Raw genomic sequence first — 26436 nt, forward strand, 5'->3', positions numbered from 1 at the left:
GGCCGTGTGGCGATGCGCGCGCCAGCCCGCTACGGCAAGTCCGCCGTAGAGAAGCGCAGTGAGGGCATACAGTACAATATCCATGTTCGAAGTTTACACCAGGCCCTGAGGCCACGACGTCTTCCCCTCTTGCCAGTACGACTTGAAGCAAGAGCAGTCGGGACGCCGCAACCCGGCCGCACTCTCCACACGCTCCCATGCTCGACACACTCACTACACGGATGGCGCGCGTCGTCAAGACGCTGCGCGGCGAAGCCCGGCTCACCGAGGCTAACACGCAGGAAATGCTGCGCGAAGTGCGCCTGGCGCTGCTCGAGGCCGACGTCGCGTTGCCGGTCGTGCGCGAATTTATCGCGAAGGTGAAGGAAAAAGCGCTCGGCGAGGAAGTGATTTCCAGCTTGTCGCCGGGTCAGGCGCTCGTCGGGGTCGTGCAACGCGAGCTGACTGCCATTATTGGCGGGGATTACGAGGGTAAGGCCGTCGAGCTGAATCTCGCGGTCACGCCGCCAGCAATCATCCTGATGGCCGGCCTGCAAGGCGCGGGTAAAACCACCACGTCGGGCAAGCTCGCCAAGCTGCTGCGCGAGAAGCACAAGAAAAAAGTACTGACGGTGTCCGTCGACGTATATCGTCCGGCCGCTATTCAACAGTTGAAAACGGTGACCGAACAGGTTGGCGCAGACTTTTTCCCGTCGGAGCCAAATCAGAAGCCGGCGGACATCGCGCGCGCGGCCGTGGACTGGGCGAAACGCCATTACCACGACGTGCTGATCGTCGATACGGCCGGCCGGCTCGGTATTGACGAAGCGATGATGAAGGAAATCGCTGAACTCCACGAAATCCTGAAGCCGGCGGAAACGCTGTTCGTCGTCGACGCCATGCTCGGTCAGGACGCCGTGAACACCGCCAAGGCGTTCAGCGACGCACTGCCGCTGACCGGCGTGGTGCTGACCAAGCTGGACGGCGACTCGCGCGGTGGCGCCGCGCTTTCGGTGCGCCACGTGACCGGCAAGCCGATCAAGTTCGTCGGTGTTGCAGAAAAACTGGACGGACTGGAAGTTTTCCACCCGGACCGGATGGCGAACCGGATTCTCGGCATGGGTGACATTCTCGCTTTGGTCGAGGAAGCGCAGAAAGGCGTGGACGGCGCGGCCGCGCAAAAACTCGCCGATAAAGTCAAGAAAGGCGGTGATTTCGACCTGAACGACTTCCGCGCGCAACTTTCGCAGATGAAGAAGATGGGTGGTTTGTCCTCGCTGATGGACAAGCTGCCGGCGCAATTCCAGCAGGCTGCTGCGGGCGCGGACATGGGCGTCGCGGAAAAACAGATGCGCCGGATGGAAGGCATCATCAATTCCATGACGTTGCAGGAACGCGCTAAACCCGATCTGATCAAGGCGCAGCGTAAGCGGCGAATTGCCGCGGGCGCGGGCGTGCAGGTGCAGGAAGTCAACCGCATGCTGAATCAATACGAGCAAATGCGCGGCATGATGAAAAAGCTCAAGGGCGGCAATCTGCAGAAAATGATGCGCGGCATGAAAGGCATGATGCCGGGCATGCGTTGAGTTTTTTGATCGGGTATTGATCGAGTTTGATTTCCACGGCCCGCGTTTCGCTGAGGAACGCGGGTTTATCATGTGGCGCTTAGCGCCTCGTTTCCCCTATTTTTAGCTCTACACCCTCGCCGCCTGCCCTTATGAATCGCGAAGAAGCACTCCATATTTTCAGCCACTCCGAAGAAATCGTTTCGGCGCAAGACGTGACCGCGTCGATCGAAAGCATGGCGAAAGCCATCGGTGCAAGCGCTGGCGAAGAATTCCCGCTCGTGCTGTCCGTCATGGGCGGCGCGGCCGTATTCACCGGCATGTTGCTGCCGCACCTCGACTTCCCGCTCGAGTTCGACTACATCCACTTGACGCGGTATCGGAACACGACCAAGGGCGGCGACAAGATGGAATGGCGCGTGGCGCCAGCGGAATCGGTGAAGGATCGCGTGGTGCTCGTGCTCGACGATATCCTCGATGAAGGCGAAACCATGGCCGCCATCCGCGACCGCATCATGGCAATGGGCGCGAAGAAGTTTCTCTCGGCAGTGCTATGCGAGAAGATCATCGATAAATCGAAACCCTTGCGGCCGGACTTTTGCGGCTTCGAAGTGCCGGACCGGTATGTGTTCGGCTGCGGCATGGATGCGAAGGGATATTGGCGCAATCTGCCGACTATCCGGGCGCTGACGGAAGGGGCGTGATTCGTCTTGAGTGTTTGGGGCGAGCGTAAAGGACGCGCAATCCGCTGCGATGCCGTTCGGCCAAGTTAAAAAAAGGCCGTTTCAACTTACGTTGAAACGGCCTTTGTACGTACGCTTACTGCTTCTAACGTTCGGCTGAAAGAGCGCTGGCGTTTTTGGGAAGCTGAAATTCGACGGCGTCAGAGTCGGTGCCTTCCCCGCAGGCGTGAACGCGTCAGCCGTTCACGGCCAATTGATGCACGAAGGTCCGTATCCCGGTCAGTATCATTTCCACCGATATCGCGACCAGTACCAAGCCCATCAATCGCTCGAACGCCGTGACCGCGCGCTCGCCCAGCCAATGCTGGATCTTCTCCGCCAGCACCAACACCACCGCGCAGACCATCATGGTCACGGTCAACGCGCCGACCCATTCCCACATCTGCCCCGGCGCCTGCGATGTCAGCAGCATCACCGTCGCAAGCGCCGACGGACCGGCCAGCGCAGGAATGGCCAGCGGCACGATCAGCGGTTCGCCACCGCGTGAATCGCCGCCCATCGGCCCGTCGGGATGAGGAAAGATCATCCGCAACGCGATCAGGAACAACACGATCCCGCCACCCAGCCGCAACGACAAATCCGTCAGGCTCATCGCGCGTAGAAAGCGGTCGCCGACGAGCATGAACACCAGCAAGATCCCAAAGGCGATAGCGACCTCACGCAGGATCACGACCCGCCGGCGCTCCTTCGCCACACCACGCAACGCGTTGATGAAGATCGGGATATTGCCAAGCGGATCGGTGATCAGAATGAGCAGCACCGTCGCCGAGAGGAAGTTGTACTGCACGTTACCGGGTCACCGCGGGGGCCAGTGCGGCGCGCACCTTTTCGATTACGACGTTCGCCGCGTCTTCCACCGGCAGCAACGTGGCTTCGGCGTCGCGTCGTGCCTGATATTCAAGCTTGCCTTCCTTGAGCCCACGATCGCCAATCACCAGCCGATGCGGCACACCGATCAGCTCCCAATCCGCGAACATCACGCCCGGACGCTCGCCGCGATCGTCCAGAACCACATCGATACCCGCCGCTTGCAGCGCCGCGTACAACTTGTCGGCCTGCTCGCGAACGGCGTCGCTGCGGTCGTAACCCATCGGGCACAGCACGACTTCGAACGGTGCAATCGATTCCGGCCAGATGATGCCCTTTGCATCGAAATTCTGTTCGATCGCCGCGCCCAGGATCCGTGTGATGCCGATCCCGTAGCAGCCCATCTGCATGGGTGCAGGCTTGCCGCTTTCATCGAGGAACGACGCGCCCATGGCATCCGAATACTTCGTGCCGAGCTGAAACACGTGGCCCACTTCAATGCCGCGGCAGATTTCCAGCGTGCCCTTGCCGTCCGGCGACGGATCGCCTGCCAGCACGTTGCGGATGTCCGCTACGACCGGTTCCGGCAGATCGCGGCCCCAGTTCACGCCGGTGGTGTGATAGTCGACCTCATTCGAGCCGACCACGAAGTCGCTCATGTTCGCGACTGTGCGGTCCGCGATCACCTTGATCGGCTTCTTCGTGTTGATCGGGCCGAGATAACCCGGCGGCGTGCCGAACGTATCGATAATTTCGGCTTCCGTCGCAAAGCGATAACCCGCCAGACCCGGCTGCTTGTTCGCCTTGATGTCGTTGAGCGAATGGTCGCCGCGCAGCATCAACAGCCAGATGGTCGGCTCGGCGCCTTCATTTTCGGTCGCGAGGATGATCGACTTGATCGTCCGTTGCAGCGGAATGTTCAGCAACTCCGCGACTGCCTCGCACTTCGCCTTGCCCGGCGTCGCGGTCTTCTTCATCTCTTCCGCGGGCGCGGGACGCGTGGCGTTAAGCGGCAAGGCATCTGCCGCTTCCACGTTCGCTGCGTAATCCGAGGTCGGGCAATAGGCGATTGCGTCCTCGCCGGTGTCGGCGATCACATGGAATTCATGCGAACCGCTGCCGCCGATCGAACCGTTATCCGCCGCTACCGCACGGAATTCCAAGCCGATGCGGGTGAACACACGCACGTAGGCATCGAACATTTTCTTGTACGACTCGGCGAGGCCTGCCTGATCGCGGTCGAACGAATACGCGTCCTTCATGATGAATTCGCGCCCGCGCATCACGCCGAAACGCGGCCGGATTTCATCGCGGAACTTCGTCTGGATCTGATAGAAGTTGACCGGCAGTTGCCGATAACTCTTGATCTCGCGCCGCGCGATATCCGTCACCACCTCTTCGTGCGTGGGTCCGATCACGAAATCGCGCTCGTGACGGTCCTTGATGCGCAGCAGTTCGGGACCGTACTGCTCCCAGCGTCCCGATTCCTGCCAGAGTTCGGCCGGCTGCACCGCGGGCATCAACAATTCGAGCGCGCCGGCCCGGTTCATTTCTTCACGCACGATGGCTTCCACCTTGCGGATGGAGCGCAGGCCGATCGGGAGATAACTATAGATACCGCCCGCCACGCGGCGAATCATGCCCGCACGCATCATGAGTTGGTGGCTGACGATTTCCGCGTCGGTGGGAGCTTCCTTCAGGGTGCCAATAAAGAAACGGGATGCTTTCATTCAAAAATTTTCCAAAGCGGGAGCGCGTCGATTGAATGGGTTTTCGACCCAAACCTGCGGAACATGCAGAACGTGCGGAACGAGTGAACGACGGGACAGCGATGCGGTAAGGCGTTGGCCGACCGCCCCGACACCCAAGCGAAACGAACCCCGATTCGGGTTCGTGCCGGTGCGCCAGGCCCGTTATCTGTTTATAATCAAAGCAATTTTAAAGGATTCGAAGGTGGTTGTATGCTGGATCGTGAAGGCTTTCGCCCGAACGTCGGCATCATCCTCTTGAACGCGCACAACGAAGTGTTTTGGGGCAAGCGGCTGCGTGAACATTCCTGGCAGTTTCCGCAAGGGGGCATCAAGTACGGTGAGACCCCTGTGCAAGCGATGTATCGGGAGTTACACGAAGAAACCGGCTTGCTTCCGGAGCACGTCAAGGTCGTGGGTCGAACCCGCGACTGGCTGCGTTATGAGGTGCCGGACAAGTTCATCAAGCGCGAGGTGCGCGGACATTATCGCGGACAGAAACAGATCTGGTTTTTGTTACGCATGGTAGGCCGCGACTGTGACATTTGTTTGCGTGCGACTGATCATCCGGAATTCGATGCCTGGCGGTGGAATGAGTATTGGGTCCCGCTTGACGCGGTGATCGAGTTCAAGCGGGATGTATATCAGCTTGCGCTCACGGAACTTTCTCGCTTTCTGAGGCGCGCGGTCGTGCGGGCAGAGCGCGCGGAACGTATGGCGCATCACGCCAATCGTTATCCACGCGTGATCCAGAGCATGACGATTGAAGACGCGTCCGTTTCTGCTAACGGCAGTGTCGTTCAGGCAGAATGTTCGGTGACCGAAGAGCTGCACATCTACGCACAACGTCCCTCGCGGGATTAGGACGTGTGTCATTCGAAGCGGCGGTGCGGCAACGCGCGCCGCTTTTTTTCGTGCAGCGTCAAAGGCTGGGCTCGTGTGTTTGGCATGCCGGCGTGTTCCTTGGCGGGGACAATCGCGGCGCAGACACGCAGCACGATCGATTTGCAGTCGCTTCTGCATCAACCTCGGGAACTCAAGAATTGAAAGCCATTGCATTGTTCGCGGCATCCGCGGCAGCCCTTGCCGTGCTCGCCGGTTGCGGCAGCTCCAAGCCGTCAAACAAGGACGACAGCGCGTTCGTCTATCTCATGGACCGCACGCCGACCTGGACCGAAAACAAGGTCGACACCTTGCCCCCACTGCCGCAGGAGGCAAATCTGCTGCCGTTCACGGTGTCGGAAAACACGCCGCTGACTTTTTTCGTCGATAAAAACTCGCTCAGCGTGGGCACGGACGGCGTCGTCCGTTACACGGTCGTCGTGAAAAGCCCGGCGGGCGCGCGCAACGTCAATTACGAAGGCATTCGCTGCGACAACTACAACTGGCGCCTGTACGCGAGCATTAATGAGGACCAGAACGGCTGGGACCGCACGGTCGAAAACGATTTTCAACGCATCGAAAACGGGAATTTGAACGCCTATCGCGCAGCGCTGTATCAGGATTATTTCTGCGCAAACAAGCTGCCGATGGGCTCGGCCAAGCAGATTTTGTCGAACATCCAGATGAAGCGGACCGCAGTTTCGAACTATCACTAGATCGCCAGGAAGGTGCAAAAGCCCGCTGCGCGTCTCGGTCAGCGGGCTTTTTTTCGTCTGCGGCCGCGTTGCACTCCACGATCTCGTCACGTAGCAACGGTATGTTGTTCACGACCATTGGCGTATTTTAATCGTTCACATACAATCGACGGGATAGTTTCGGTAAGAAGTACTTACGAGGAGAAATATAGTGACCCTGCTCGACTCAAAGCTGTTGTCCGAATACGCCTGCCAGCGTACAGCGGGCGCAGCTGCGCGCGTGGTGTCGCGTGAGCTCGCGCAACGGGATGCGGCGATCATCGAGCAACCATCGGGAATTCAAGAGAAAGATTTGATAGATAAAAGCGCCGAAATGAGTGCACTCGACCAAAATATCCGCGCTCACGACTCAAAGTAGATAAAAAAGCCGCCAAATTGGCGGCTTTTTTATCTACAACGAACTCGTCTACTTACGCCAGCACCAGATTGTCCCGATGAATCAACTCGGGTTCCAGCATGTATCCGAGTACCATTTCGATCTCCCCGCTCGGCCGGCGCTGAATCAACCGCGCCTCGGAACTGCTGTAATTCGTGATGCCGCGCGCCACTTCCTGCCCACCCGGACTCATGCACGCGATCACTTCGCCACGCGCAAACGCGCCGTGAACATCGATCACGCCGATCGGCAGCAAGCTCTTACCGCCTGCGGTGAGCTTCTCGACCGCACCGTTGTCGATTACCACGTGGCCACGCACCTGCAAATGATCCGCCATCCATTGCTTGCGGGCCGCGATACGCGCCGTGCGCGCGATCAGTTGCGTACCGATCATCTCGCCCGACGCAAGCCGCGTCAGAACATCCGACTCCCGCCCGCTCGCAATCACCGTATTCGCGCCGCTATGCGCGGCGCGTTTTGCCGCGAGAATCTTGGTCAGCATGCCGCCGCGCCCCAGACTCGAACCCGCGCCGCCCGCCATGGCTTCGAGTTCCGGCGTGCCCGCATCGGCCTGTTCGACCAGCGTGGCAGAGGGATCGTGGCGTGGATCGGCGGTGAACAGGCCGCGCTGATCGGTGAGGATGATCAGCGCATCGCCTTCTATGAGATTCGCTACCAGCGCGCCCAGCGTGTCGTTGTCGCCGAACTTGATTTCGTCGGTGATGACGGTGTCGTTTTCGTTGATGATCGGCACGCAGCCCAAGCGCAGCAAAGTGAGCAGCGTTGAGCGTGCGTTCAGATAGCGTTCGCGGTCGGCGAGATCGGCGTGCGTGAGCAGAATCTGCGCGGTGCGCATGCCGTGCTTGCCGAAACTGCTTTCGTAGACTTGCGCCAGACCCATTTGGCCAACCGCAGCGGCGGCCTGCAATTCATCGATTTCGCGCGGCCGCTTCGTCCAGCCCAGCCGATGAATACCCTCGGCAATTGCGCCAGAACTCACCAGCACGACCTCCTTGCCCTGCCCGCGCAACGCTGCAATCTGCGCGGCCCAGCGCGCAATGGCCGCGTGGTCGAGCCCGCGGCCATCGTTTGTCACCAGGCTCGATCCCACTTTCACTACGAGTCGCTTCGAAGCGGCTATGACGGAACGCATCTGACGCATTTCTCCTCGGATTTGCCTCGATAACCACGGGCCAAACTCTTACGCTTCGTCTTCGTCGATCTCCGGCGCGGGCTGCGGCGCCACGGCAGTGGGTTCATCGCGAAAACGCACATCGGCGGCGAGATCTTCCGCTTCTGCCGCTCGCGACGCATCCGAGTTCTTCGAGATGTAATCGAAGATGGCGTACGTCAGGCTTTCGCAGCCCTGACCGGTCAGCGCTGAGATTTCGAACACCGGGCCGTCCCACTCGTAACGCTTGATGAAGTCCGCCACGCGCGCTTTACGCTCTTCGTCCGGCACCATGTCGAGCTTGTTCAGCACGAGCCAGCGCGGTTTGTCGTACAGCGCTTCGTCGTACTTGCGCAACTCGTTGACGATTGCGCGCGCTTCCACGACCGGATCGACGGCGTCGTCGAACGGGGCCAGATCGACGAGATGCAGCAGCACGCCGGTGCGCTGCAAGTGCCGCAGGAACCGGTGGCCAAGACCTGCGCCTTCCGCCGCGCCTTCGATCAAGCCCGGAATATCCGCGATCACGAAACTCTTCTCCGGTCCGACGCGCACCACGCCGAGATTCGGCGCGAGCGTGGTGAACGGATAATCGGCAATCTTCGGCCGCGCATTTGACACCGCCGTGATGAACGTGGACTTGCCCGCGTTCGGCATGCCGAGCAGGCCGACATCGGCGAGCACCTTCAGCTCCAGGCGCAGCATGCGCCGGTCGCCCGGCTTGCCTTCCGTCTTCTGGCGCGGCGCGCGATTCGTGCTCGACTTGAAGTGCAGGTTGCCGAGCCCGCCCGCACCGCCGTGCGCGATCAGCACGCTCTGGTTGTGCTCGGTCAGATCGGCGATCAATTCGCCCGTTTCCGTGTCCGCGATGATCGTGCCGACCGGCATGCGCAAGATGATGTCGTCGCCGCCCTTGCCGTAGCAGTCCGCACCGCGCCCGTTTTCGCCGTTGCGCGCCTGGTGTTTCTTCGCGTACCGGTAGTCGATCAGCGTGTTGATATTGCGGTCCGCGACCGCATACACGCTGCCGCCCCGGCCGCCGTCGCCGCCGTCCGGTCCGCCGAACGGGACGAACTTCTCGCGCCGCATCGACGCGCTGCCATCCCCTCCGTCGCCGGCGATGACTTCAATTCTCGCTTCGTCAATGAACTTCATGAGTTGCTCCGTCCCGTGTTTCACTTTGCATGGGACTGGCGTAAGCGCATGGGACCAGAGTAAGCGCATGGGACCAGAGTAAGCGCTAAAGCGCAAACTCTGGTCGACAGCGCAAACTCTGGTCGACAGCGCCAACTCCAGTCGACACACTATTCTGCCGCGACCAGCCGATGCCAGCCACTAGGCCATTCGATATATGCCACTGCCTGGCCGAGCCAATAAAGCTCAAATAAGCCCGCCAATAAAAAAAGCCCCGCGAACTTCGCGGGGCCTTTTCCGGTCCTGAAGCCCGTGCCTTGATGAACCTTAGGCAGCCGGGACGACGTTGACCAGATGCTTCTTTGCTGCGCCCTTCGTCGAAAACGTGACGTGGCCGTCGGTCAGCGCGAACAAGGTGTGATCCTTGCCCATGCCGACGTTGTCGCCCGGGTGCATGCGTGTGCCGCGCTGGCGAACAATGATGCCGCCTGCGTTGATTGCCTGGCCGCCGTAAACCTTCACGCCAAGGCGCTTTGATTCAGAGTCGCGACCATTGCGGGATGACCCGCCTGCTTTTTTGTGTGCCATTTAATAGCTCCTTGACCGTTTAGCTTATCAACGACAACGCTTAAGCAGCGTTGATAGCGTCGATACGCAGTTCGGTATAGTTCTGGCGATGGCCAGCGTGCTTTTGGTAGTGCTTCCGGCGACGCATCTTGAAGATCGTGACCTTCTTATGACGACCCTGGGACACGACGGTAGCTATGACGGAAGCCCCACTGACCAGCGGTGCACCGAACTGAATCGATTCACCTTCGCCTACTGCGAGAACCTGGTCGAGCGTGATTTCAGCGTCAATGTCTGCCGGTATCTGTTCTACTTTCAATTTTTCGCCGACAGCAACCTTATACTGCTTGCCACCGGTTTTTATGACCGCGTACATTGAGAACCTCACTCTGAATTCATTTTTCCGCACACCGTGCGCGAAAACGCGTGATTATACAGAGAGTTAGGCTCTCCGTCAAAACCCTTGTTCATCGCGAAAAAGCGCTGCCGCTGCACCGGAATGAGGCGAGGCCCACGCGCCATTATCCTGATTTTGCAGCCGCCTGCCGTTCGCCGGCCTTGGCTGCAGCAATGAGCACGGTGGGTCCGAGGCGTCTTTAGAGGCGGCTATCGGCCGATTCGCCTTATAATTCGCGGCACTACCCTAATTGCCGATCATGTCGTCCACTGCCACTTCCTCCCCAAACGCCGCCAACGTGCTCGAGCCCATCGCCGAGGACATGCAGCAGGTCAATCGCGTCATCCGGCAGCGCCTGGCATCCGAAGTGATGCTGATCAACCAGATTTCCGAATACATCATCGGGGCGGGCGGGAAGCGGCTTCGTCCCGCGCTGCTGCTTTTGGTGGCGGGCGCTCTCGGCGACAAAACCGGGCACCGCCACGAATTGGCCGCGGTGGTCGAGTTCATTCACACGGCCACATTGCTGCACGATGACGTCGTCGACGAATCCGATCTGCGGCGCGGCCGCAAAACCGCGAACGCGCTGTTCGGCAACGCGGCGAGCGTGCTCGTCGGCGACTTCTTGTACTCGCGCTCCTTCGAAATGATGGTCGGCGTGGGCAAGATGCGCGTGATGGAGATTCTGTCGGTGGCGACCAACGTGATCTCCGAAGGCGAAGTGCTGCAGTTGCTCAACATGCACGACCCGGACGTGGACGAAGCGCGCTACATGCAGGTGATCCGCTACAAGACGGCCAAACTCTTCGAAGCGGCGGCGCAACTCGGCGCAGTGCTGTCGGGGTCGGATGCCCGCACGGAAGCGGCGGCAGCGGAGTTCGGACGGCGCATCGGTACAGCGTTCCAGATCATGGACGACTGGCTCGATTACACGGGCACGGCGGAATCAATGGGTAAAAATGCCGGCGACGATCTGCGCGAAGGCAAACCCACGCTTCCCCTCATCTATTTGATGGAGCACGGTTCGGCCGAACAGGCAACGCTCGCACGCGAGGCAATCGAGCAAGGCGGCACCGATAAATTCGACACCATCTTCGAGGCAATCACGACGTCGGGTGCGCTCGATCACACACTGAAATGCGCACGGCAGGAAGCGCAGGCGGCAGCGAATGCAATTTCTTCGTTTCCGGATTCCATTTTTAAAGAGAGCCTGCTAGAATTATGTTCTTACTCGACGGCGAGACAGTCCTGAAAAGGAAACGAACCGATTCGACGTGAACCATTCGGGGTGTAGCTTAGCCTGGTAGAGCGCTACGTTCGGGACGTAGAGGCCGGAGGTTCGAATCCTCTCACCCCGACCAAGATTTAATGAAAAACCGCCCAGCTCGCTGGGCGGTTTTTTGTTTTGCGGCTGCGGTTTTCATGCGGCGAGTGGCTCGCCGTCGCTATCTGCGCTTGAATGCTCCTGAACATTTCCCGGCCGCTTCTGTCTGTATCTGTACCCCGTCCTTCAGCTAACGCTGATCACGTGTATCTTGTGGAACTCCCGAAAGCGCTGACGACTCGGCGTGGCAGGCCTGCGCGGCCGCTAAAATGCCGGCCAGCCCACGACATCCCGCATCACACCCCGCCATGTTCCCTCTGAAATATCTGAGCGCGTATCCGCAAGCGCTTCAGGACAAGGTCCGCCAACTTATCGCCGATGACCAGCTCGGCGTGTATCTCGCCGACCGGTATCCGCGCCGCCATGCCGTGCAATCGGACCGCGCGCTGTATCAATACACCGCAGATCTGAAGCAGGAGTTCCTGCGTGTGGCGCCCGCCATCGATAAGGTGATGTACGACGCCAAGCTCGACGTGCTGCGTCATGCACTCGGCCTGCACACGGCGATCTCGCGAGTCCAGGGCGGCAAGCTCAAGGCGAAGAAGGAGATTCGCGTGGCGTCCTTGTTCAAGGAAGCGCCACCGGAATTCTTGCGCATGATCGTCGTGCACGAGCTCGCGCATTTGAAGGAAAGCGAGCACAACAAGGCGTTTTACCGGCTATGTGAATTCATGCAGCCGGGGTATCACCAGATCGAATTCGATCTGCGCGTGTATCTGACGCAGCGCGAGCTGACACGAAATACTTTGTAGGTCAGTCCGCTGCGGCATGAGCCAGCGTTTCGCTCGAAACACTTCGCATCGGCCGGATCAGCAATAACAGCGGCATGACCAGCAAGGTCGCGACAAACATCAGCTTGAAGTCGTTCAGGTACGCGATCATCTGGGCCTGCTGATTGATCGACTGATCCATCAGCGCGAGACTTATCTGCGATCCGCTCTCGAGCATGGGCTGCATCACCGGATTGAACACATTCACATTCGCCGCGAGATCGGCGTGCGCGACCTGCGTGCCGCGCGTCATCATCGTCTGCACGATCGAGATGCCGATACTGCTGCCAATATTTCGCATCAGGCTGAAGGTCGCGGTGCCATCGGCGCGTAGTACCGGCGTCAGCGTGGAAAACGTCAGCGCGCTCAGCGGCACGAATACGAAACCCAGACCGAAGCCCTGGATCACGCCGGGCCACACGATGTCGGAGACCGACAGCACCAGCGTGTATTGCATCATCTGCCAGAGCGCGAATGCCGAAATCAAAAAACCGGCGAGCAATAGAAGACGCGCGTCGGTGCGCCGCAACAGCCGGCCGGCGATCAGCATGGCGACCATCGTGCCCGCGCCGCTCGGCGCCGTGACAAGGCCGGTCGTGGCGACCGGATAGTTCATCAGGTTCTGCAGCATGGGCGGCAGCAAGGCGCGGGTCGCGTACATCACCGCGCCGATCACGAAGATAAAAAACACGCCGGTCGCGAAATTGCGGTCCTTCAACAGTTCGTACTTGAAGAACGAGCGCTTTCCGGCGGTTGCCGTGTGCGCCAGAAAAAAGATGAAACTCAGCACCGCCAGAATCGCTTCGGTGCGGATTTCGAGCGAGCCGAACCAGTCGAGCTGCTCGCCGCGATCGAGCATCGCCTGAAGTGCGCCGATCGCAAGGCCCAGCGTGGCGAAACCAAACAGGTCGAATTTCACGCCGAGCTTCGCGGCTCGCGCCGGCAGGAACGTCAGCACCCCAAAGAGCGCAAACGCGCCGATCGGCACGTTGATGAAAAACACCCAGCGCCAGTTGTAACTGTCGGTGAGCCAGCCGCCGAGCGTCGGCCCGAGAATCGGCCCGACCATCACGCCCATGCCCCATACGGCCATTGCCTGGCCCTGCTTCTCGCGCGGATTGATGTCGAGCAGGATGGATTGCGAGAGCGGCACGAGCGAGGCCCCGAAAATCCCCTGCAGCAATCGCGACGCGACAATCTGCGCGAGACTCTCCGATAACCCGCATAACGCCGACGCAATCGTGAAGCCGCCAATAGAGATGACCAGCAGACGCTTCGTGCTCAGCCGGTCCGACAACCAACCCGTGAGCGGCGTGGCAATCGCCGCGGCAACAATGTACGACGTGAGCACCCACGTGATCTCGTCCTGCGACGCCGACAGCGTGCCCTGCATATGCGGCAGCGCGACATTGGCGATGGTGCTGTCAAGCGTCTGGATCAGCGTGGCGAGCATGATCGAGAGCGTCAGCATGGGCCGGTTCAGCGGTGTGGCCGCCGCCGCGCTTGCCGGCATCGATTCAGAGGACATTCAGGCGCCGGTTCGTTTGTCAGGTTACCCATCAAATAATAAGCATGCTTATTATAAACAGGCTGATCATTTGGGCAAGGATTCAAAAAAACCGGGGAAACCCGCGTTTGCCCAGGTGCATGTTGGCTCGTGCTTCTTTCGTATAATCCCGGCATGGAAACGCACCTCGACAAGCGCTTTGGTTTTCTGATCTCGGACGTGGGGCGCTTGTGCAGCAAGCGCTTCGACGAACTCGCGAAATCGTCTCTCGATCTCACGCGAGCGCAGTGCCGCGCGCTCGCTTATCTGTCCCATTTCGGCGATGTGAACCAGGCCCGGCTAGCCGATCTGCTGGAAGTCGCGCCTATATCAGCGGGCCGCTTGCTCGACCGGATGGAGGAAGGCGGATGGATCGAGCGCTTTTCAAATCCGGGCGATCGTCGCGAGCGGACTGTACGCATGACGGCAAAAGCGGAAGGCGCACTCGGCAAGGCGCGTCGAGTGGGTGATTCAGTGGCCGCTGAAGCCCTGGCAGGGCTTGATGCCGACGAACGCGCTCAGTTGATCTCGCTGCTACGGCGCGTGCGCGTGAATCTGAGCACGATCGTGGATGAGTAAAGGCTTGGCAGCTTTGTAGGCTACGTACACGCGCTTTTACGACTATGCGCAAACCCGCTGATCGAGAAAGTGGTGCCCTTGCTCGACTGGCAGCTTTGAGCACCTGCACACTTTTGACCCGCCGCAGTGGAACTCAGAAGCGACTGCTCCGCTCTCATCAAGTATCGACTCGCCGGACCGATGCACCTCACGTCGCAATCAAGCGCCCCCTCCGATCACCCCCGCTCGCATCAACTCCGCAATCTGCGCGTCGCCCATGCCGAGCACGTCGCGCAGCATGGCGCTCGTGTGTTCTCCGAGCATCGGTGGCGCTTGATCGTACGCAACCGGCGTAGCCGATAAGCGCAGCGGACTCGCGACCGTCGGGGCGACGCCCGCGACCGGATGCGATATCTCCCGCGCCGCGCCGCGAAATTGCGCCTGTTCGGAGCCGAAAGCCTGCGCGATATCGTTGATCGGCCCGCACGGCACGCCGCACGCTTCAAGCGCATCGACCCACGCGTCGCGAGGACGGGTCATAAACACCGCGGCCAGTTGCGGCAACAATTCCGCCCGGTTCACGCTGCGCCCGCTGTTGGTGGCGAAACGTGGATCGAGCGCGAGTTCCGGTACGTTCATCGCGGTGCATAGCGCGCGGAACTGGCTGTCGTTGCCGCACGCGACGATCACATGGCCGTCGCTCGCCGCGAAGGTCTGGTAAGGCACGATGTTCGGATGCGTGTTGCCCATCCGCCGAGGCGCCACGCCCGTGGTGAGATAGTTCATCGACTGGTTGGCGAGCATCGCGAGCTGGCAATCGAGCAACGCGATGTCGAGATGCTGCCCGAGCCCGCTCCTCTCACGCTCCATCAGCGCGGCGAGCACGCCGGTGGTTGCATACATGCCGGCCATCAGGTCCGTCACCGCCACGCCGACTTTTTCCGGACCGCCGCCCGCTACGCTGTCGGGCTCGCCGGTGATGCTCATCAACCCGCCCATGCCCTGGATCAGGAAGTCGTAACCGGAGCGCTGCGATAGCGGCCCGGTTTGGCCAAAACCCGTCACCGAGCAATACACGAGGCGCGGATTGAGCGCCGAAAGGCTGTCGTAGTCCAGCCCATATTTCTTGAGCCCGCCGACCTTGAAGTTTTCGACGACCACGTCGCACGACTTCGCGAACTCGCGGATCAGCGCGGCGCCTTCGGGCGAGCTCATATCGATGGCAACCGATTGCTTGTTGCGGTTCGCGCACAGAAAATACGCGCTCTCCGATGTATCCCGTCCGTCGGCATCGCGCAGGAATGGAGGGCCCCATGTGCGGGTATCGTCGCCCGTGCCCGGACGCTCGATCTTGATCACTTGCGCGCCGAGATCCGCGAGGTTCTGCGTACACCACGGCCCCGCCAGCACCCTCGATAAATCCAGCACACGAATGCCATCCAGCGGACGTTTTCTCGTTGTGATCGTGTTTGCGCCCGTGTTCGCTGGCGTAGATTGGTTCTTGCTGTCCTGCACCATTTCACCTCGTTCGTTTCAAGCCGGGTCTGGATTTATCGGCTGGCTCATGCCCGGGAAATGCGGATCGGGCTCGCCACGGCCGGGCGAGCGCCCGGCGGAGAGTCGCATCGTTTGACGCATCGATTGTAGCCAAGTCGTCGGATTCGGCGTTCGTTGTCGGGCGTGCGGCTACGCCACCTCACGCAAGCAATTGATCGGATCAAACCCCCAAACCTCATCAAAAAATCGTCACGCACCGGAATATTCCGCGCGCATCATTCGTTTATCCCTTACCTCCACAGAAGGAATGGACAAAAAAATGAAAATGCGAATCCCGATGCTCGCTGCCGCTCTCGTCGCGACCTTCAGCCTGACTGCCCATGCCACGCCGCCGATGGCCGCGGGCGGCATGTACGCCGACGCGAAAGGCATGACGCTCTACACCTTCGACAAAGATCCCGCCTCGGGCCCAAGCGCCTGCAGCGGCGGTTGCGCGCAAGCGTGGCCGGCGGCGATGGCCGATGCGTCGGACAAGCCCCAGGGTGACTGGACCCTCGTGTCGACGGCCGATGGCGCCAACCAATGGGCATACAAAGGCAAGCGCGTGTACACATTCTCGAAAGACAAAAAACCCGGCGATGCCATGGGCGACAACTTCAAGGACATGTGGCATACGGTGAAGCAATAACGTTATCAGAGCGGGGAGACCAGCATGAAGCGATCGATGACCGCTGTGCCGCGCCAGCGAACAACCTGCGCCACAGCGGTACATCGGCGAATAGTCGTCACGGCGGTTGGCCTGGAGCGCCGAAAGTGAACCCGTCATGAGCATAGGCCGTTGAGCTTCGATACCGATCTTGTTGGGGTTCTCCCGCAGTTGCGGCGTTATGCGCGCGCGCTGACGGGAGACCGTGCCTGGGCCGATGACCTCGTGCAGGACGTGACCGAGCGTGCGCTGGGTCGTTCGAAAGGTTTTCGCGTGGGCAGTAATCTGCGCGCGTGGCTGTTCACGATCATGCGCAATCTCTATATCGATCAGTTGCGCGGCCGGCGTGATATTGCAGTCGACGATGAAACCGCGCCGTGGCGCCAAATGGCCGCGCCGGTCGGCGAAGTGGACGGGCTTGTGCTGCGCGACGTGCAGCGCGCGTTATATTGCCTGCCGGTCGAGCAACGCGAAGTCATGCTGCTCGTCTGCGTGGAGGACATGAGTTATCAGGAGGCATCCGTGGTGCTGAACGTGCCGGCCGGAACGGTGATGTCGCGACTTTCGCGGGCACGGGAACACATGCGCGTATTGCTTGGTGAGGAACCGGGCCGCAAATCGGCATCGTTGAAAATCGTGAGTGGCACATGACGAATCCCGAACGTCCCGAACAGGCGGAATCGAGCACGCCAGCCGATGAGCTGCGCGCGCTGTCGGCGTTCATCGACGATGAAGCGCCGGACGCCGAACGCGCCGAAACGGCTGCGCGCATTGCACACGATCCCGCCAGCGCGGCGACGGTCGCTGCGTACCGCGCGCAGGACAATGCGCTGCGGGCGCTGTTTGCCGCCTCCGAGGATAAAGAACCGCAAGTCGTGGTGGTGCGTCCGCGCCGGCGTTATCTGATGGCGGCGAGCTGGCTGGCGGTGGGTATCGCATGCGGATTTTTGATGCACATGCTGTTGCCGGTTCTCGATCGCGAGCACCAGGCGCCGACGTTTGCGCAACGCGCGGATATCGCCTATGCCGTGTATGCACCCGAGCAGCGGCATGCGGTGGAAGTCGCAGCGTCGCAGGAAGATCATCTCGTGACGTGGTTGTCCAAGCGGCTCAACCGGACCCTGACCATTCCTTCGCTGCACGAATACGGGTTCGAACTGGTCGGTGGCCGCTTGCTGCCCGGCGAGGACGGTCCGGCGGCGCAATTCATGTATCAGAACGCCAGCGGCGAACGGCTCACACTCTATATGACGAGTGGTTCGGGCAAGCATCAGGACGAGTACGCAATACGGATGCTACGCGACGGTTCGCGACGGACTTTCTACTGGACGACGGACCACGCGGGTTATGCGCTCTCAGGGCAGATCGGCGAGGCGAAGCTGCGGGCGATCAGCTTCGATACCTGCGCCGCGCTGGGCGGCGATCCAAAGAAATGGCAGTGAGGGATTTGCCGGGATCGCGGCACTCGAATGCGAACAATTCAACCGATATCAAGCGAAGTTTTCGAGGCGCGAGGCCAGAAGAACAATGAAGAGTAATCAAAGCAGCACGAAGCCGCTTTTGCGCGTTGCCGCGATATGCGCGGGATGTTTCCTGGCGGCCACCGCCATCGCCGATGAACGCTTCACGCTGACTTCGCCCAGCCTCGCCGATAACGCCACCCTCGATTCCCGCCATGCCGCCAGCGCGCAGGATTGCGGCGGCAAGAACGTCTCGTTGCCGCTGTCGTGGAGCAACGCACCGCCGGACACCAAAAGCTTTGCGGTAACCATTTTCGATCCCGACGGCGCGCGTGGGCTCGGCATCGTGCATTGGGTTCTCTATGGCATTCCTGCCACGACGACCGCGCTCGGAGAAGGCGAGCCGCCAGCGGGGAGTATCGGGGGAATCAACCGGACGGGGAAGGACGGTTATTACGGACCTTGCCCGCCACACGGCGATGCACCGCATCACTATGTCGTGCAAGCCTACGCGCTGGACCTCGCCGCCGATGCCCTGCCCGCCGCCCTCAACCGCGACGCGTTGATTGCCGCGATGAAGGGTCACGTGCTGGCATCGTCGAGCATGGTGGTGCGGTATGCGCGTTGATCACTACGAGCCCTGATTAAGCCTCGTCCGCCGCCGCGAGCCCCGCCCTCGTCTGCACGCGCCACGCACGCGAACCGCCCAGAAAATCCACCCACCCCAGCGCCGCGCCCGTGTGGCGCAGCAACTGGAACGTGAACGGCTCGACAATCGCGGTCACGACCGCCATCCACAGGCTCGATCCGGCCGTATCGCCCGTCCAGCGCCGATACAGATGCACGGTCCACAAATGAAACGCGAAATCGATAAGAATCTTCGCGCCAATCACGCTGAAGATCGGCAGCACGATCGCGCCGCGCCGCTCCACCATGAACCCCAGCAGCAGCGCGAACGCCGTCAACCCGTAGATGGGTTGCACGGTATCGAAGGCCTTCACGGGCAACATCAGCAGACCGAGCGTGCCGTAACGCCGGTTGCCGGTCATGTCTCGATTCCAATACTGCGTCTGCAAAAAGCCCGCAAACCAGCGCCGCCGTTGCCGCATGAAACCGCTGAAGGAACTCGGCGCGTCCGTGATCGCGTGCGCGTTGCCCACGACCCGCACGTCCCAGTCAAGACTGTGGTCGACCGCATGACGGCGCAGCCGGTGGATCAGCTCGTAATCTTCCACCAAACATTGCGGATCGAAACCGCCGACGGCCAGCAGCGCATCGCGGCGAAACGAGGCAAACGCGCCCGAGATCAGCAGCAAGCTATCGGCGCGCATCCACGCGAAACGCGCGATGAAATTGCGGATGTACTCATACGTCTGGAACCACTGGAAGAAGCGCCCGCTCATCGTTTTGCTGCACACAGGAACCAGGATGCCCGCCGCCGCAACCAGATTCGGCCGCGAGGCGAACGCGCTGCGCATCGCCAGAATGGCGTCGTCGGCAAGACGCGTGTCGGCATCGACGGTCATGACGATCGGCGTACTGATCGCCCCGATGGCCGCGTTCAGCGCGCGGGCCTTGCCGCCATGCGCCACACGTAGCCAGAAGAGAGTCGGATGGAGCGTGGACGCCGCGCTCAGCTCGCCTTCTGCGGGCGAAACGAGACCGAAACGCTGCGTGAGAAGCTCGGCGGTGGCGTCCGAAGAACCATCGTCGGCGATCACGATTTGCGCCGCGCCATGCGTTTGCCCGAGTAATTTCGCGAGCGTGTTGGGCAGCACGGCTGCTTCGTTATGCGACGCCACGATCACGCCGAGCGCCGGCAAACCCTGTTCGCGCTGCTTGCGGTCGAGCGGCTTGGGCGGCCTCACGAGCGTCCACGATTTCGCCGCGACGAACATCAGCAGCAAGGTGTCGTAGACAACGTAGGCGATGCCCGTCGACCATGCCACCACGCCGTGCAGGAAAAACGCGCGGGCGAACAACGCGAGCCACAGCACGACCACGCCGCCGTGGATCAGCACGCTCGCGAGCGTGACCGGGCGGGGCGCGATGCGCGGCGAAGCCTGCGCGAGCGCTGCTTCCAGCGATGTCTTCAAAATCGGTTCCGGTTGAGTCGACGAAGGTGCGGTTTTTTTCATCAGCCTGGGTGCTGCGTGCAGATCCAGATCCATTACGGCACCATTCTCGAGATCACCGACTTCCTGTCGATCCATTGATGCTTGAGCGCACCGCCCACATGCATGGCGAGGAGCGCGTACAGCGCGTAACCCAGCCACTCATGCAGCGCACCGAAACGATCATGCAGCGACTCTTTCAGCACGGGATCGAGGTGCATCACAAAACCCAGGCGCGGCCACGGAACCAGACCGAACAGATGCATCGGATGCGTCGCGGCGTCTTTCCACGCCGAATCGTGCAGCCAGCCAGACAGCGGCAAACCGATCATCAGCAGATACAGCAGAAAATGCGCGATGTGGGCGGCGGCGTGCTCCCACTTGGGAAACGCCTTCGGCAACGGCGGCGGCCGATGCGAAACACGCCACAGGATGCGCAGCAGCACCAGCCCGAGAACAGTAATGCCAATGGATTTATGCGTATCGACGACCGTACGCACCCAGCTATCCGGGAACGATTCCGCCGATAACCCCAGCGCGGCGTTACAGATAATCAGCAGCGCGATGAGCCAGTGCAGGACCATCGCGGTACGCGTGTAGCGCAGCGGCGCCTCGGTTTGAGGCGGTTCTGACACCGCGTTGGCGGCTTGCGTGGACATTAAAACTCCGTGCGGAAAATGGGATCGGTTGGATGGTTCTGCCATTGCCGCGCCTCATTGTTGGCGCGTGATGCGGCAGACGACACGATCCAAACGCGCCGTAGCGCCGATTTATTCCATCGATTCTGCGGGAAAACGCGAACTCGCGTTTTTAGAGGGTTTGTCAGCGCTAGCGTTCAATGGGCGTCGAGGGTTTCAACGCCCTTCTCGCCTGGCGACACGAAAGCCAGTACTGCCTGTGCGAACCGCAGCGCAGCCGGGTTCGCCGCGTCGCGGCGGGTGACAAGATGAAGCGGCGCGGAAAACGCCTCGTCGCCGGCAACAGCGCAATACACCACGGCTTCCTGCTGGTATCGCTGCATCGAGGCAGGCACAAGCGTAATGCCCGCGCCTGCGGCCACCAGATTGATGGCGCTCAGCATGCGCGGCACTTCGCTCACCACATCCGGCTTGAATCCCGCTGCCTCGCACGCGCGGATGAAGTCGGCGTACATGCCCGGCGCGCCCGGGCGCCGCACGAAAATAAACGATTCGCCGGCGAGCGCCTTCAGCGGTACGCGCGGCTGTTTTGCAGCACGCGTGCCTTGGGTGGCTTGCGTGGCTTTCGTTTTTGTGCCTTTGGAGCGGCGCAGCAGCGCGTGCCCGACCGGTAGCACGAGCACCATACGCTCCTCATGCAGCAGGTCGAAACGCAACTCCGCAGGCGTCTCGATCGGCTTGCGCAAGATGCCGGCATCGACACGTCCATGCATCATCCGTTCGATGATATCGGCGGCATTGATCTCGTTCAGGTCGATCGCGATATCCGGATGCGTCGCGCGAAACTGCCGGATCGCAGCGGTCGCGAGCGGATGAAACGCCGCCGAACTCGTCAGCGCGATCCGCACGGAGCCAAGCTGGCCGTTCGCCACGCGCCGCGCGTTGACCACGCCTTGATCGAGCGCGTCGAGCACAGCGCGGGCATCGACGACAAACGCCGCGCCGGCGGACGTCAGTTCTACCCCGCGAGGCAACCGTGTGAACAGCGCGAACCCCAGTTCGCGTTCAAGCTCCTGGATCTGCTGTGACAACGGCGGCTGCTGGATATGCAGCCGAGCGGCCGCGCGCGTGAACTGGCGCTCTTCGGCGACGGTGAGGAAATACCGCAAGTGACGCAGTTCCATCGACGAGCCTCGCATATGTGATGAATATGGCAATGCCATCCGATATGTATTTTACATTTGCCATCCCGTTTCGTACCCTACGATTCAAATACGCATCAATGCACAGGATCAGGAGACGCATGGAAACCACCTTCCGCCCAAGCGCGGCCGGCCATCCGCCAGCGCCGGGCGCATCGCTCAGCAAAGCGCAGATTCGTCGCGCGGTGCTCGCCTCGGTGATCGGCAATGGGCTGGAATGGTTCGACTTCCTCATCTACGGCTACTTCGCGAAGATCATCGCGCACGTGTTTTTTCCGGTTGGCAACACGGCGCTTTCGACGGCGTTGACACTCGGCACTTTTGCGGTCGGATTTATCGTGCGGCCGCTCGGCGGGATTGCGATCGGAGCGTATGCGGATCGCGTCGGACGCCGTAAAACGCTCTCCATGCTCATTCTGTTGATGGCGGGCAGCACCTTGCTCATGGGCCTCACACCCGGCTATTCGACTATCGGGATTGCGGCACCGTTACTGGTTTTGCTAGCGCGCGTCATGCAGGGCTTGTCCGTCGGCGGCGAGTTCGCCACCGCCGCCGCGATGCTCACGGAATACGCGCCGCGTGGCAAAAAGATGTTCTTCGGCAGCTTCCAGATGACATCGCAGGCGGTGGCGCTCGTGTTGTCGTCGGCCTGCGGTTATTTCCTGACATCGAATCTGGATCGGGCATCGCTTGAATCCTGGGGCTGGCGCGTGCCGTTCTTGCTCGGCGCACTGGTGGGGCCCGTGGGTTTCTACATCCGCCACAAGGTCGCGGAATCTCCCGAATTCGTGGAGTTGCGCAAACGGCTCGGGCACGCGCCGCGCCAAACCATCCGTGGCTTTTTCCGGCAACGCGGCGACGCGTCGTTGTGCGCGATGGGCGTGATCATCGTGGGCACGGCGACGAATTATCTGTGGCATACGTTCATGCCGCTGTATGTCGAGCGCCAGTTGCATTTGCCCCTCAAGAACGCGTTGTTCGGCACGGCGGTCTCGGGGCTGATTGCCATTGTCGGGTATCCGCTCGCGGGGAAACTCGCGGACCGGATCGGTGCGTACCGGCTGTTCTTCCCGGTGACGATCGTCTGGATCGTGGTCGCGTATCCGCTGTTCGCGTGGGTGCTCGCTTCTCCCACTCCGGGCCGTGTTTTCGCCGCACAAATGGTGGCAACCGTGGTGCTGAGCCTGATGTCCGGACCGCATCCCGGCATGCTCACGCAGTTGTTTCCCACCGCGACGCGTTCCACCGGCGTCGCGCTCTCGTACAACATCGCGGTGACGCTGTTCGGCGGGCTCGCGCCGCTGACCGTTTCCACGCTCATTACCTTAACCGGATCGAACATCGTGCCGGCGTATTACCTGATCTTCGCGGGCTTTGTATCGCTCGCGCTGGTCGGGCTGACGCGTTCCGGACGACGTCTGCGTCGCGATCCTGACGCCCTGCCACTCGATTGAGATGACTTCCGTGCCCCGCTTCTCCTCCTCCGATAAATCCCGCAACGAGCGCCCGGTGAGTGCCGTCGGCAACGAGCGGCTGCGCGTAGTTACGCCGCGCGGCGCGGGGACGGTACCGTTTTATCGTTCGGTAGAGGAACGCGATGCCACGGGCATTTCCCGAATCGTGATCCTGCTGCACGGCCGTTTGCGCGATGCCGACGCCTATCTGCTCTCGGCGCGACGCGCGCTGGCAGCGGCATCGACCGATCCTGCCCATACCTTGCTGCTCGTGCCGCAATTCCTTGCCACCGCGGATATTCCCGCGCACGACTTGCCCGCCGACACGCTGCACTGGGAATGGACCTCATGGATGGGCGGCGACGACGCATGCGGTCCCGCTGCGCTCAGTTCGTTCGATGTACTCGATGCATTCATCGCGCAATTCGCTGACCGGTCGCGTTATCCGGCGCTGCGCGAAGTGGTGATCGCGGGGCATTCGGGTGGCGCGCAGGTCGCGCACCGGTACGCGATCGTGGGCGCGGGTTGCAGCGTGCCCGGCGTGCAGTGCCGGTACGTGGTCGCGAATCCATCGTCGTATGTGTACTTCGACTCGATGCGGCCCTACGCGCACGGTCTTCTGCGTCCCGCCGATACCACCGCGTGCCCCGGCGTCAACGACTGGAAATACGGCGTGCGCCGCGCGCCACGCTATGCAGCGTCGGCGTCGTTCGATGCGCTTGAAACACGCTACGCGGCCAGCAACGTTATCTATCTGCTCGGCCAGCAAGATTGCGATCCGCTTCACAACGCGCTCGACCTTTCGTGCGCGGCAGCGGCGCAAGGGCCGCATCGACTCGCGCGTGGGCGTTCTTATTTTGCGTATCTCAAAGCACGCCACCCTCGGCTTGAACATCGCTGCTGGGAAGTGGCGGGCGTAGGCCACAACGGTACAGCGATGCTCGGTTCGCACGAAGGCGTGCGGGCGTTGTTCGGCGCGGAACGGCTCGCGAATGGTGTCGATTCATCGACAGCCGACGCAACGGATTAGACACAGCGCGAAACACCACGAAATTCAACCACGAAATTCAAGATCGTTGCCAGGGCGACGGGCTTGCTGTCGCCTGGATGGTTTGGCGGTTCCTCGCGGTTCAGTGGTTTCTCGGCAAGCGCTCGTAGCGTTGTTTGACTCGCTTGGGTTCGTTTGCCCGACGGAAGCCGCAGTTCATAAAACATACGGAGACAGCATCATGAAAACCCACATCGCCGCTTGCGGCGTTTCCCTTGTCGTCGCGACGCTGGCCGGTTGCGGCGGCTCGTCGTCGAATAACGACAGCGCGCCTCCCACGCCGCCGATTTCCTCCGCCGCAGCGTGCACCGCGCTCGGTGGTACTAAAATCGCGGCGACATCGATCGGTGCGCCCAGCAACGGCGCGACTGTGGCAAGCGCGACGCTGGTCGCGGCGTCGAGTACAGCCGGCGAGTATTGCCAGGTGAACGGCACCATCGCGCCCGTTGATGTCACCGCGCCGAACATCAACTTCGAAGTCAACTTACCGACGGTGTGGAACAAAAAGGCCCTGCAATATGGCGGCGGCGGCTTCGACGGCACGCTCATCACCGGCCTTGCCGCGCTCGACATGGCGCCCGCCGGTTCATCGACACCGCTCGCCCGCGGCTACGTCACTTTCGGCGACGATTCCGGTCACCAGAGCAAAAGCATCACCGACGGCTCGTTCGCGGCGAACGACGAAGCGCTCGCCAACTACGGCGGCTTGACGCTGAAAAAAACGCACGACGTCGCGATGCTGTTGCTCAAGGCTCGTTACGGGACCGCACCTGCGAAGACGTATTTCTTCGGCAGCTCGACCGGCGGGCGCGACGGTCTCACCGTGATCCAGCGCTCGCCCGCCGACTACGACGGCATTGTTGTGAACCGGCCCGCGCTGAACTACACGGGCTTGCGTCTTTCGAACGTCGTGCTTGGCCGCGCGCTGTACCTGAACGGCGGCTCGGGCTGGCTCGATGTGAACAAGACCGTGCTACTGGAGAACGCCGTGATGAAAGCCTGCGATACGCTCGATGGCGTTGCCGACGGCATCATCTCGAACGTCGCGGCCTGCAAGCTGCAAGCGCCCGCGGTGCTCGCCGCCCTGCGCTGCCCGGCCGGCAAGGACACGGGAGATACGTGTCTCTCCGACGCACAGATCGCGACCGTGAATACCATTGCTTCGCCGATGCTGCTGCCCTATCCGCTCGCCAACGGCCTCACGCGTTACGCCGGGTACAACATCCTCGCCGGCTCCGTGTTCGCAGGTCCGTACACCACGCGCACTTTCGGCAATTCGCCGACACCGTCCAACCCCGCCGGCAAGAGCGACGCGAACCAGTGGGTCACGGGCGACCAGTGGGTGAAGTACTTCATCACGCGTATCCCTACCTTCAATTCACTCACCTTCGATCCGCTGAATCCGGCCGCTTACCAGGCACAGGTGCAGCGAGTCTCCGCTGAAAGCGATGCAACCAACCCCGACCTCTCGGCGTTTATCGCGAAGGGTGGCAAGGCGATCATCACGCACGGTCTCGCCGATGAAATCGTCAGCACGGATTCGTCGGTGGACTACTACAACGCGCTGGTGCAGAAGTTCGGCCAGGCTTCCGTCGACAGTTTCGTGCGCTTCTACCTGATGCCGGGCGTTGGCCACGGCACCGGGCCATTCCTGCCGCAAGTCGATTCGCTTGGCGCCCTGGAACAGTGGGTGGAAAACAGCACCGCGCCGGAAACGCTCACCGTCACGGACTCGACTGTTGCAACCGCCGGGCGTACGCGGCCGCTGTGCCGTTACCCGAGCTGGCCAAAATACACGGGCGGTGACGTCAATTCAGCAGCGAGTTTCAGTTGTAGCCAGTAATCGCCAGGGGAGGACGGGATAGGTCGAACCACCGTGCGGAAGGCATGTCGAGCAAGAGAAGCAATCGTTTTGTGCTCTGCTATAGTCTTTCT

General features: G+C 61.2%; 26 protein-coding genes and 1 tRNA gene. 16 read left to right on the forward strand and 11 right to left on the reverse strand.

From position 1 onward, the window contains the following. Positions 1–197: 197 nt before the first annotated feature. Together ffh and EOS_RS03710 are read left to right on the forward strand one after the other, a co-directional pair. Positions 198–1565: a signal recognition particle protein gene (gene ffh / locus EOS_RS03705; protein ID WP_047845266.1), complete on the forward strand. Its 1368-nt coding sequence runs from the start codon at positions 198–200 to the stop codon at positions 1563–1565. Positions 1566–1696: 131 nt separating this feature from the next. Continuing rightward, a complete protein-coding gene (locus EOS_RS03710; protein WP_047845267.1) occupies positions 1697–2248 on the forward strand; it encodes a hypoxanthine-guanine phosphoribosyltransferase in 552 nt (183 codons plus the stop codon). 214 nt (positions 2249–2462) lie between these two features. Here EOS_RS03710 and EOS_RS03715 read toward each other — a convergent pair whose 3' ends face one another. Both EOS_RS03715 and EOS_RS03720 read right to left on the reverse strand, forming a co-directional pair. Next, complete coding sequence (locus EOS_RS03715; protein ID WP_047845268.1) at positions 2463–3074, reverse strand: MarC family protein; 612 nt, start codon at positions 3072–3074, stop codon at positions 2463–2465. Between the two features lies 1 nt (position 3075). Next, on the reverse strand, positions 3076–4824 hold the full coding sequence (locus EOS_RS03720; RefSeq protein WP_047845269.1) for a proline--tRNA ligase: 1749 nt from the start codon (positions 4822–4824) through the stop codon (positions 3076–3078). 231 nt (positions 4825–5055) lie between these two features. Between EOS_RS03720 and EOS_RS03725 the strand changes: the two genes are divergently transcribed. The 3 genes from EOS_RS03725 (at position 5056) to EOS_RS03735 (ending at position 6837) form a co-directional block, all read left to right on the forward strand. Continuing rightward, on the forward strand, positions 5056–5706 hold the full coding sequence (locus EOS_RS03725; RefSeq protein ID WP_047845270.1) for an RNA pyrophosphohydrolase: 651 nt from the start codon (positions 5056–5058) through the stop codon (positions 5704–5706). A 179-nt stretch (positions 5707–5885) separates the two neighbouring features. Continuing rightward, a complete protein-coding gene (locus EOS_RS03730) occupies positions 5886–6440 on the forward strand; it encodes a CNP1-like family protein (protein WP_047845316.1) in 555 nt (184 codons plus the stop codon). 190 nt (positions 6441–6630) lie between these two features. Next, a complete protein-coding gene (locus tag EOS_RS03735) occupies positions 6631–6837 on the forward strand; it encodes a hypothetical protein (RefSeq protein WP_047845271.1) in 207 nt (68 codons plus the stop codon). Positions 6838–6889: 52 nt separating this feature from the next. Here EOS_RS03735 and proB read toward each other — a convergent pair whose 3' ends face one another. From proB to rplU, 4 genes are all read right to left on the reverse strand, one after another. Next, a complete protein-coding gene (proB, locus tag EOS_RS03740; protein WP_047845317.1) occupies positions 6890–8008 on the reverse strand; it encodes a glutamate 5-kinase in 1119 nt (372 codons plus the stop codon). A gap of 48 nt (positions 8009–8056) precedes the next feature. Next, complete coding sequence (gene obgE, locus EOS_RS03745; protein WP_047845272.1) at positions 8057–9181, reverse strand: GTPase ObgE; 1125 nt, start codon at positions 9179–9181, stop codon at positions 8057–8059. Between the two features lie 306 nt (positions 9182–9487). Then, positions 9488–9748 carry a 50S ribosomal protein L27 gene (rpmA, locus tag EOS_RS03750; protein WP_031360734.1) on the reverse strand — a complete coding sequence of 87 codons (261 nt, stop codon included), beginning with the start codon at positions 9746–9748 and terminating at the stop codon, positions 9488–9490. A 40-nt stretch (positions 9749–9788) separates the two neighbouring features. Beyond that, positions 9789–10103 carry a 50S ribosomal protein L21 gene (rplU, locus tag EOS_RS03755; protein ID WP_031360733.1) on the reverse strand — a complete coding sequence of 105 codons (315 nt, stop codon included), beginning with the start codon at positions 10101–10103 and terminating at the stop codon, positions 9789–9791. Positions 10104–10383: 280 nt separating this feature from the next. Between rplU and EOS_RS03760 the strand changes: the two genes are divergently transcribed. The 3 genes from EOS_RS03760 to EOS_RS03770 all read left to right on the forward strand — a co-directional run bounded on the left by EOS_RS03760 (position 10384) and on the right by EOS_RS03770 (position 12260). Beyond that, positions 10384–11376, forward strand: a complete 993-nt coding sequence (locus EOS_RS03760; RefSeq protein ID WP_047845273.1) for a polyprenyl synthetase family protein — start codon at positions 10384–10386, stop codon at positions 11374–11376. A 32-nt stretch (positions 11377–11408) separates the two neighbouring features. Then, positions 11409–11485, forward strand: a tRNA-Pro gene (locus tag EOS_RS03765). Between the two features lie 271 nt (positions 11486–11756). Next, positions 11757–12260 (forward strand): M48 metallopeptidase family protein, encoded by a 504-nt coding sequence (locus EOS_RS03770; RefSeq protein WP_047845274.1) that lies wholly within the window; start codon positions 11757–11759, stop codon positions 12258–12260. A 1-nt stretch (position 12261) separates the two neighbouring features. Here the strand turns inward: EOS_RS03770 and EOS_RS03775 are convergent, their stop codons facing one another. Then, entirely contained in the window at positions 12262–13806 is a 1545-nt protein-coding gene (locus tag EOS_RS03775) for a DHA2 family efflux MFS transporter permease subunit (protein ID WP_047845275.1), read from the reverse strand. A gap of 153 nt (positions 13807–13959) precedes the next feature. Between EOS_RS03775 and EOS_RS03780 the strand changes: the two genes are divergently transcribed. After that, positions 13960–14403, forward strand: a complete 444-nt coding sequence (locus EOS_RS03780) for a MarR family winged helix-turn-helix transcriptional regulator (RefSeq protein ID WP_047845318.1) — start codon at positions 13960–13962, stop codon at positions 14401–14403. A 198-nt stretch (positions 14404–14601) separates the two neighbouring features. Here the strand turns inward: EOS_RS03780 and EOS_RS03785 are convergent, their stop codons facing one another. After that, positions 14602–15900, reverse strand: coding sequence for a CaiB/BaiF CoA transferase family protein (locus EOS_RS03785; protein WP_047845276.1), 1299 nt, complete (start codon positions 15898–15900; stop codon positions 14602–14604). A gap of 304 nt (positions 15901–16204) precedes the next feature. On the opposite strand from EOS_RS03785, the gene EOS_RS03790 reads away from it, so the two are divergent. The 4 genes from EOS_RS03790 to EOS_RS03805 all read left to right on the forward strand — a co-directional run bounded on the left by EOS_RS03790 (position 16205) and on the right by EOS_RS03805 (position 18673). Continuing rightward, positions 16205–16567, forward strand: coding sequence for a COG4315 family predicted lipoprotein (locus EOS_RS03790; RefSeq protein ID WP_047845319.1), 363 nt, complete (start codon positions 16205–16207; stop codon positions 16565–16567). 150 nt (positions 16568–16717) lie between these two features. Then, positions 16718–17236: a sigma-70 family RNA polymerase sigma factor gene (locus EOS_RS03795; protein ID WP_031360721.1), complete on the forward strand. Its 519-nt coding sequence runs from the start codon at positions 16718–16720 to the stop codon at positions 17234–17236. Further along, the gene (locus tag EOS_RS03800; RefSeq protein ID WP_047845277.1) at positions 17233–18027 is read left to right on the forward strand and encodes an anti-sigma factor family protein; all 795 of its coding nucleotides are present in this window, start codon (positions 17233–17235) and stop codon (positions 18025–18027) included. The genes EOS_RS03795 and EOS_RS03800 overlap by 4 nt, the downstream gene beginning before the upstream one ends. An 85-nt stretch (positions 18028–18112) precedes the next feature. Then, positions 18113–18673 (forward strand): YbhB/YbcL family Raf kinase inhibitor-like protein, encoded by a 561-nt coding sequence (locus EOS_RS03805; protein WP_053063744.1) that lies wholly within the window; start codon positions 18113–18115, stop codon positions 18671–18673. 16 nt (positions 18674–18689) lie between these two features. On the opposite strand, the gene EOS_RS03810 is transcribed toward EOS_RS03805, so the two are convergent. The 3 genes from EOS_RS03810 to EOS_RS03820 all read right to left on the reverse strand — a co-directional run bounded on the left by EOS_RS03810 (position 18690) and on the right by EOS_RS03820 (position 21981). Then, on the reverse strand, positions 18690–20141 hold the full coding sequence (locus EOS_RS03810) for a glycosyltransferase family 2 protein (RefSeq protein ID WP_047845321.1): 1452 nt from the start codon (positions 20139–20141) through the stop codon (positions 18690–18692). Positions 20142–20215: 74 nt separating this feature from the next. After that, positions 20216–20818, reverse strand: a complete 603-nt coding sequence (locus EOS_RS03815) for a cytochrome b (RefSeq protein ID WP_047845278.1) — start codon at positions 20816–20818, stop codon at positions 20216–20218. A gap of 176 nt (positions 20819–20994) precedes the next feature. After that, on the reverse strand, positions 20995–21981 hold the full coding sequence (locus tag EOS_RS03820; RefSeq protein WP_047845279.1) for a LysR substrate-binding domain-containing protein: 987 nt from the start codon (positions 21979–21981) through the stop codon (positions 20995–20997). A 119-nt stretch (positions 21982–22100) separates the two neighbouring features. On the opposite strand from EOS_RS03820, the gene EOS_RS03825 reads away from it, so the two are divergent. The 3 genes from EOS_RS03825 (at position 22101) to EOS_RS03840 (ending at position 26344) form a co-directional block, all read left to right on the forward strand. Further along, positions 22101–23453 (forward strand): MFS transporter, encoded by a 1353-nt coding sequence (locus EOS_RS03825; protein WP_047845280.1) that lies wholly within the window; start codon positions 22101–22103, stop codon positions 23451–23453. A 1-nt stretch (position 23454) separates the two neighbouring features. Then, positions 23455–24483 (forward strand): hypothetical protein, encoded by a 1029-nt coding sequence (locus EOS_RS03830; protein WP_047845281.1) that lies wholly within the window; start codon positions 23455–23457, stop codon positions 24481–24483. Between the two features lie 199 nt (positions 24484–24682). Continuing rightward, positions 24683–26344, forward strand: coding sequence for a tannase/feruloyl esterase family alpha/beta hydrolase (locus EOS_RS03840; protein WP_047845283.1), 1662 nt, complete (start codon positions 24683–24685; stop codon positions 26342–26344). Positions 26345–26436: the final 92 nt, after the last annotated feature.

The sequence above is a fragment of the Caballeronia mineralivorans PML1(12) genome, assembly GCF_001028175.1.
GTDB lineage: Bacteria > Pseudomonadota > Gammaproteobacteria > Burkholderiales > Burkholderiaceae > Caballeronia > Caballeronia mineralivorans.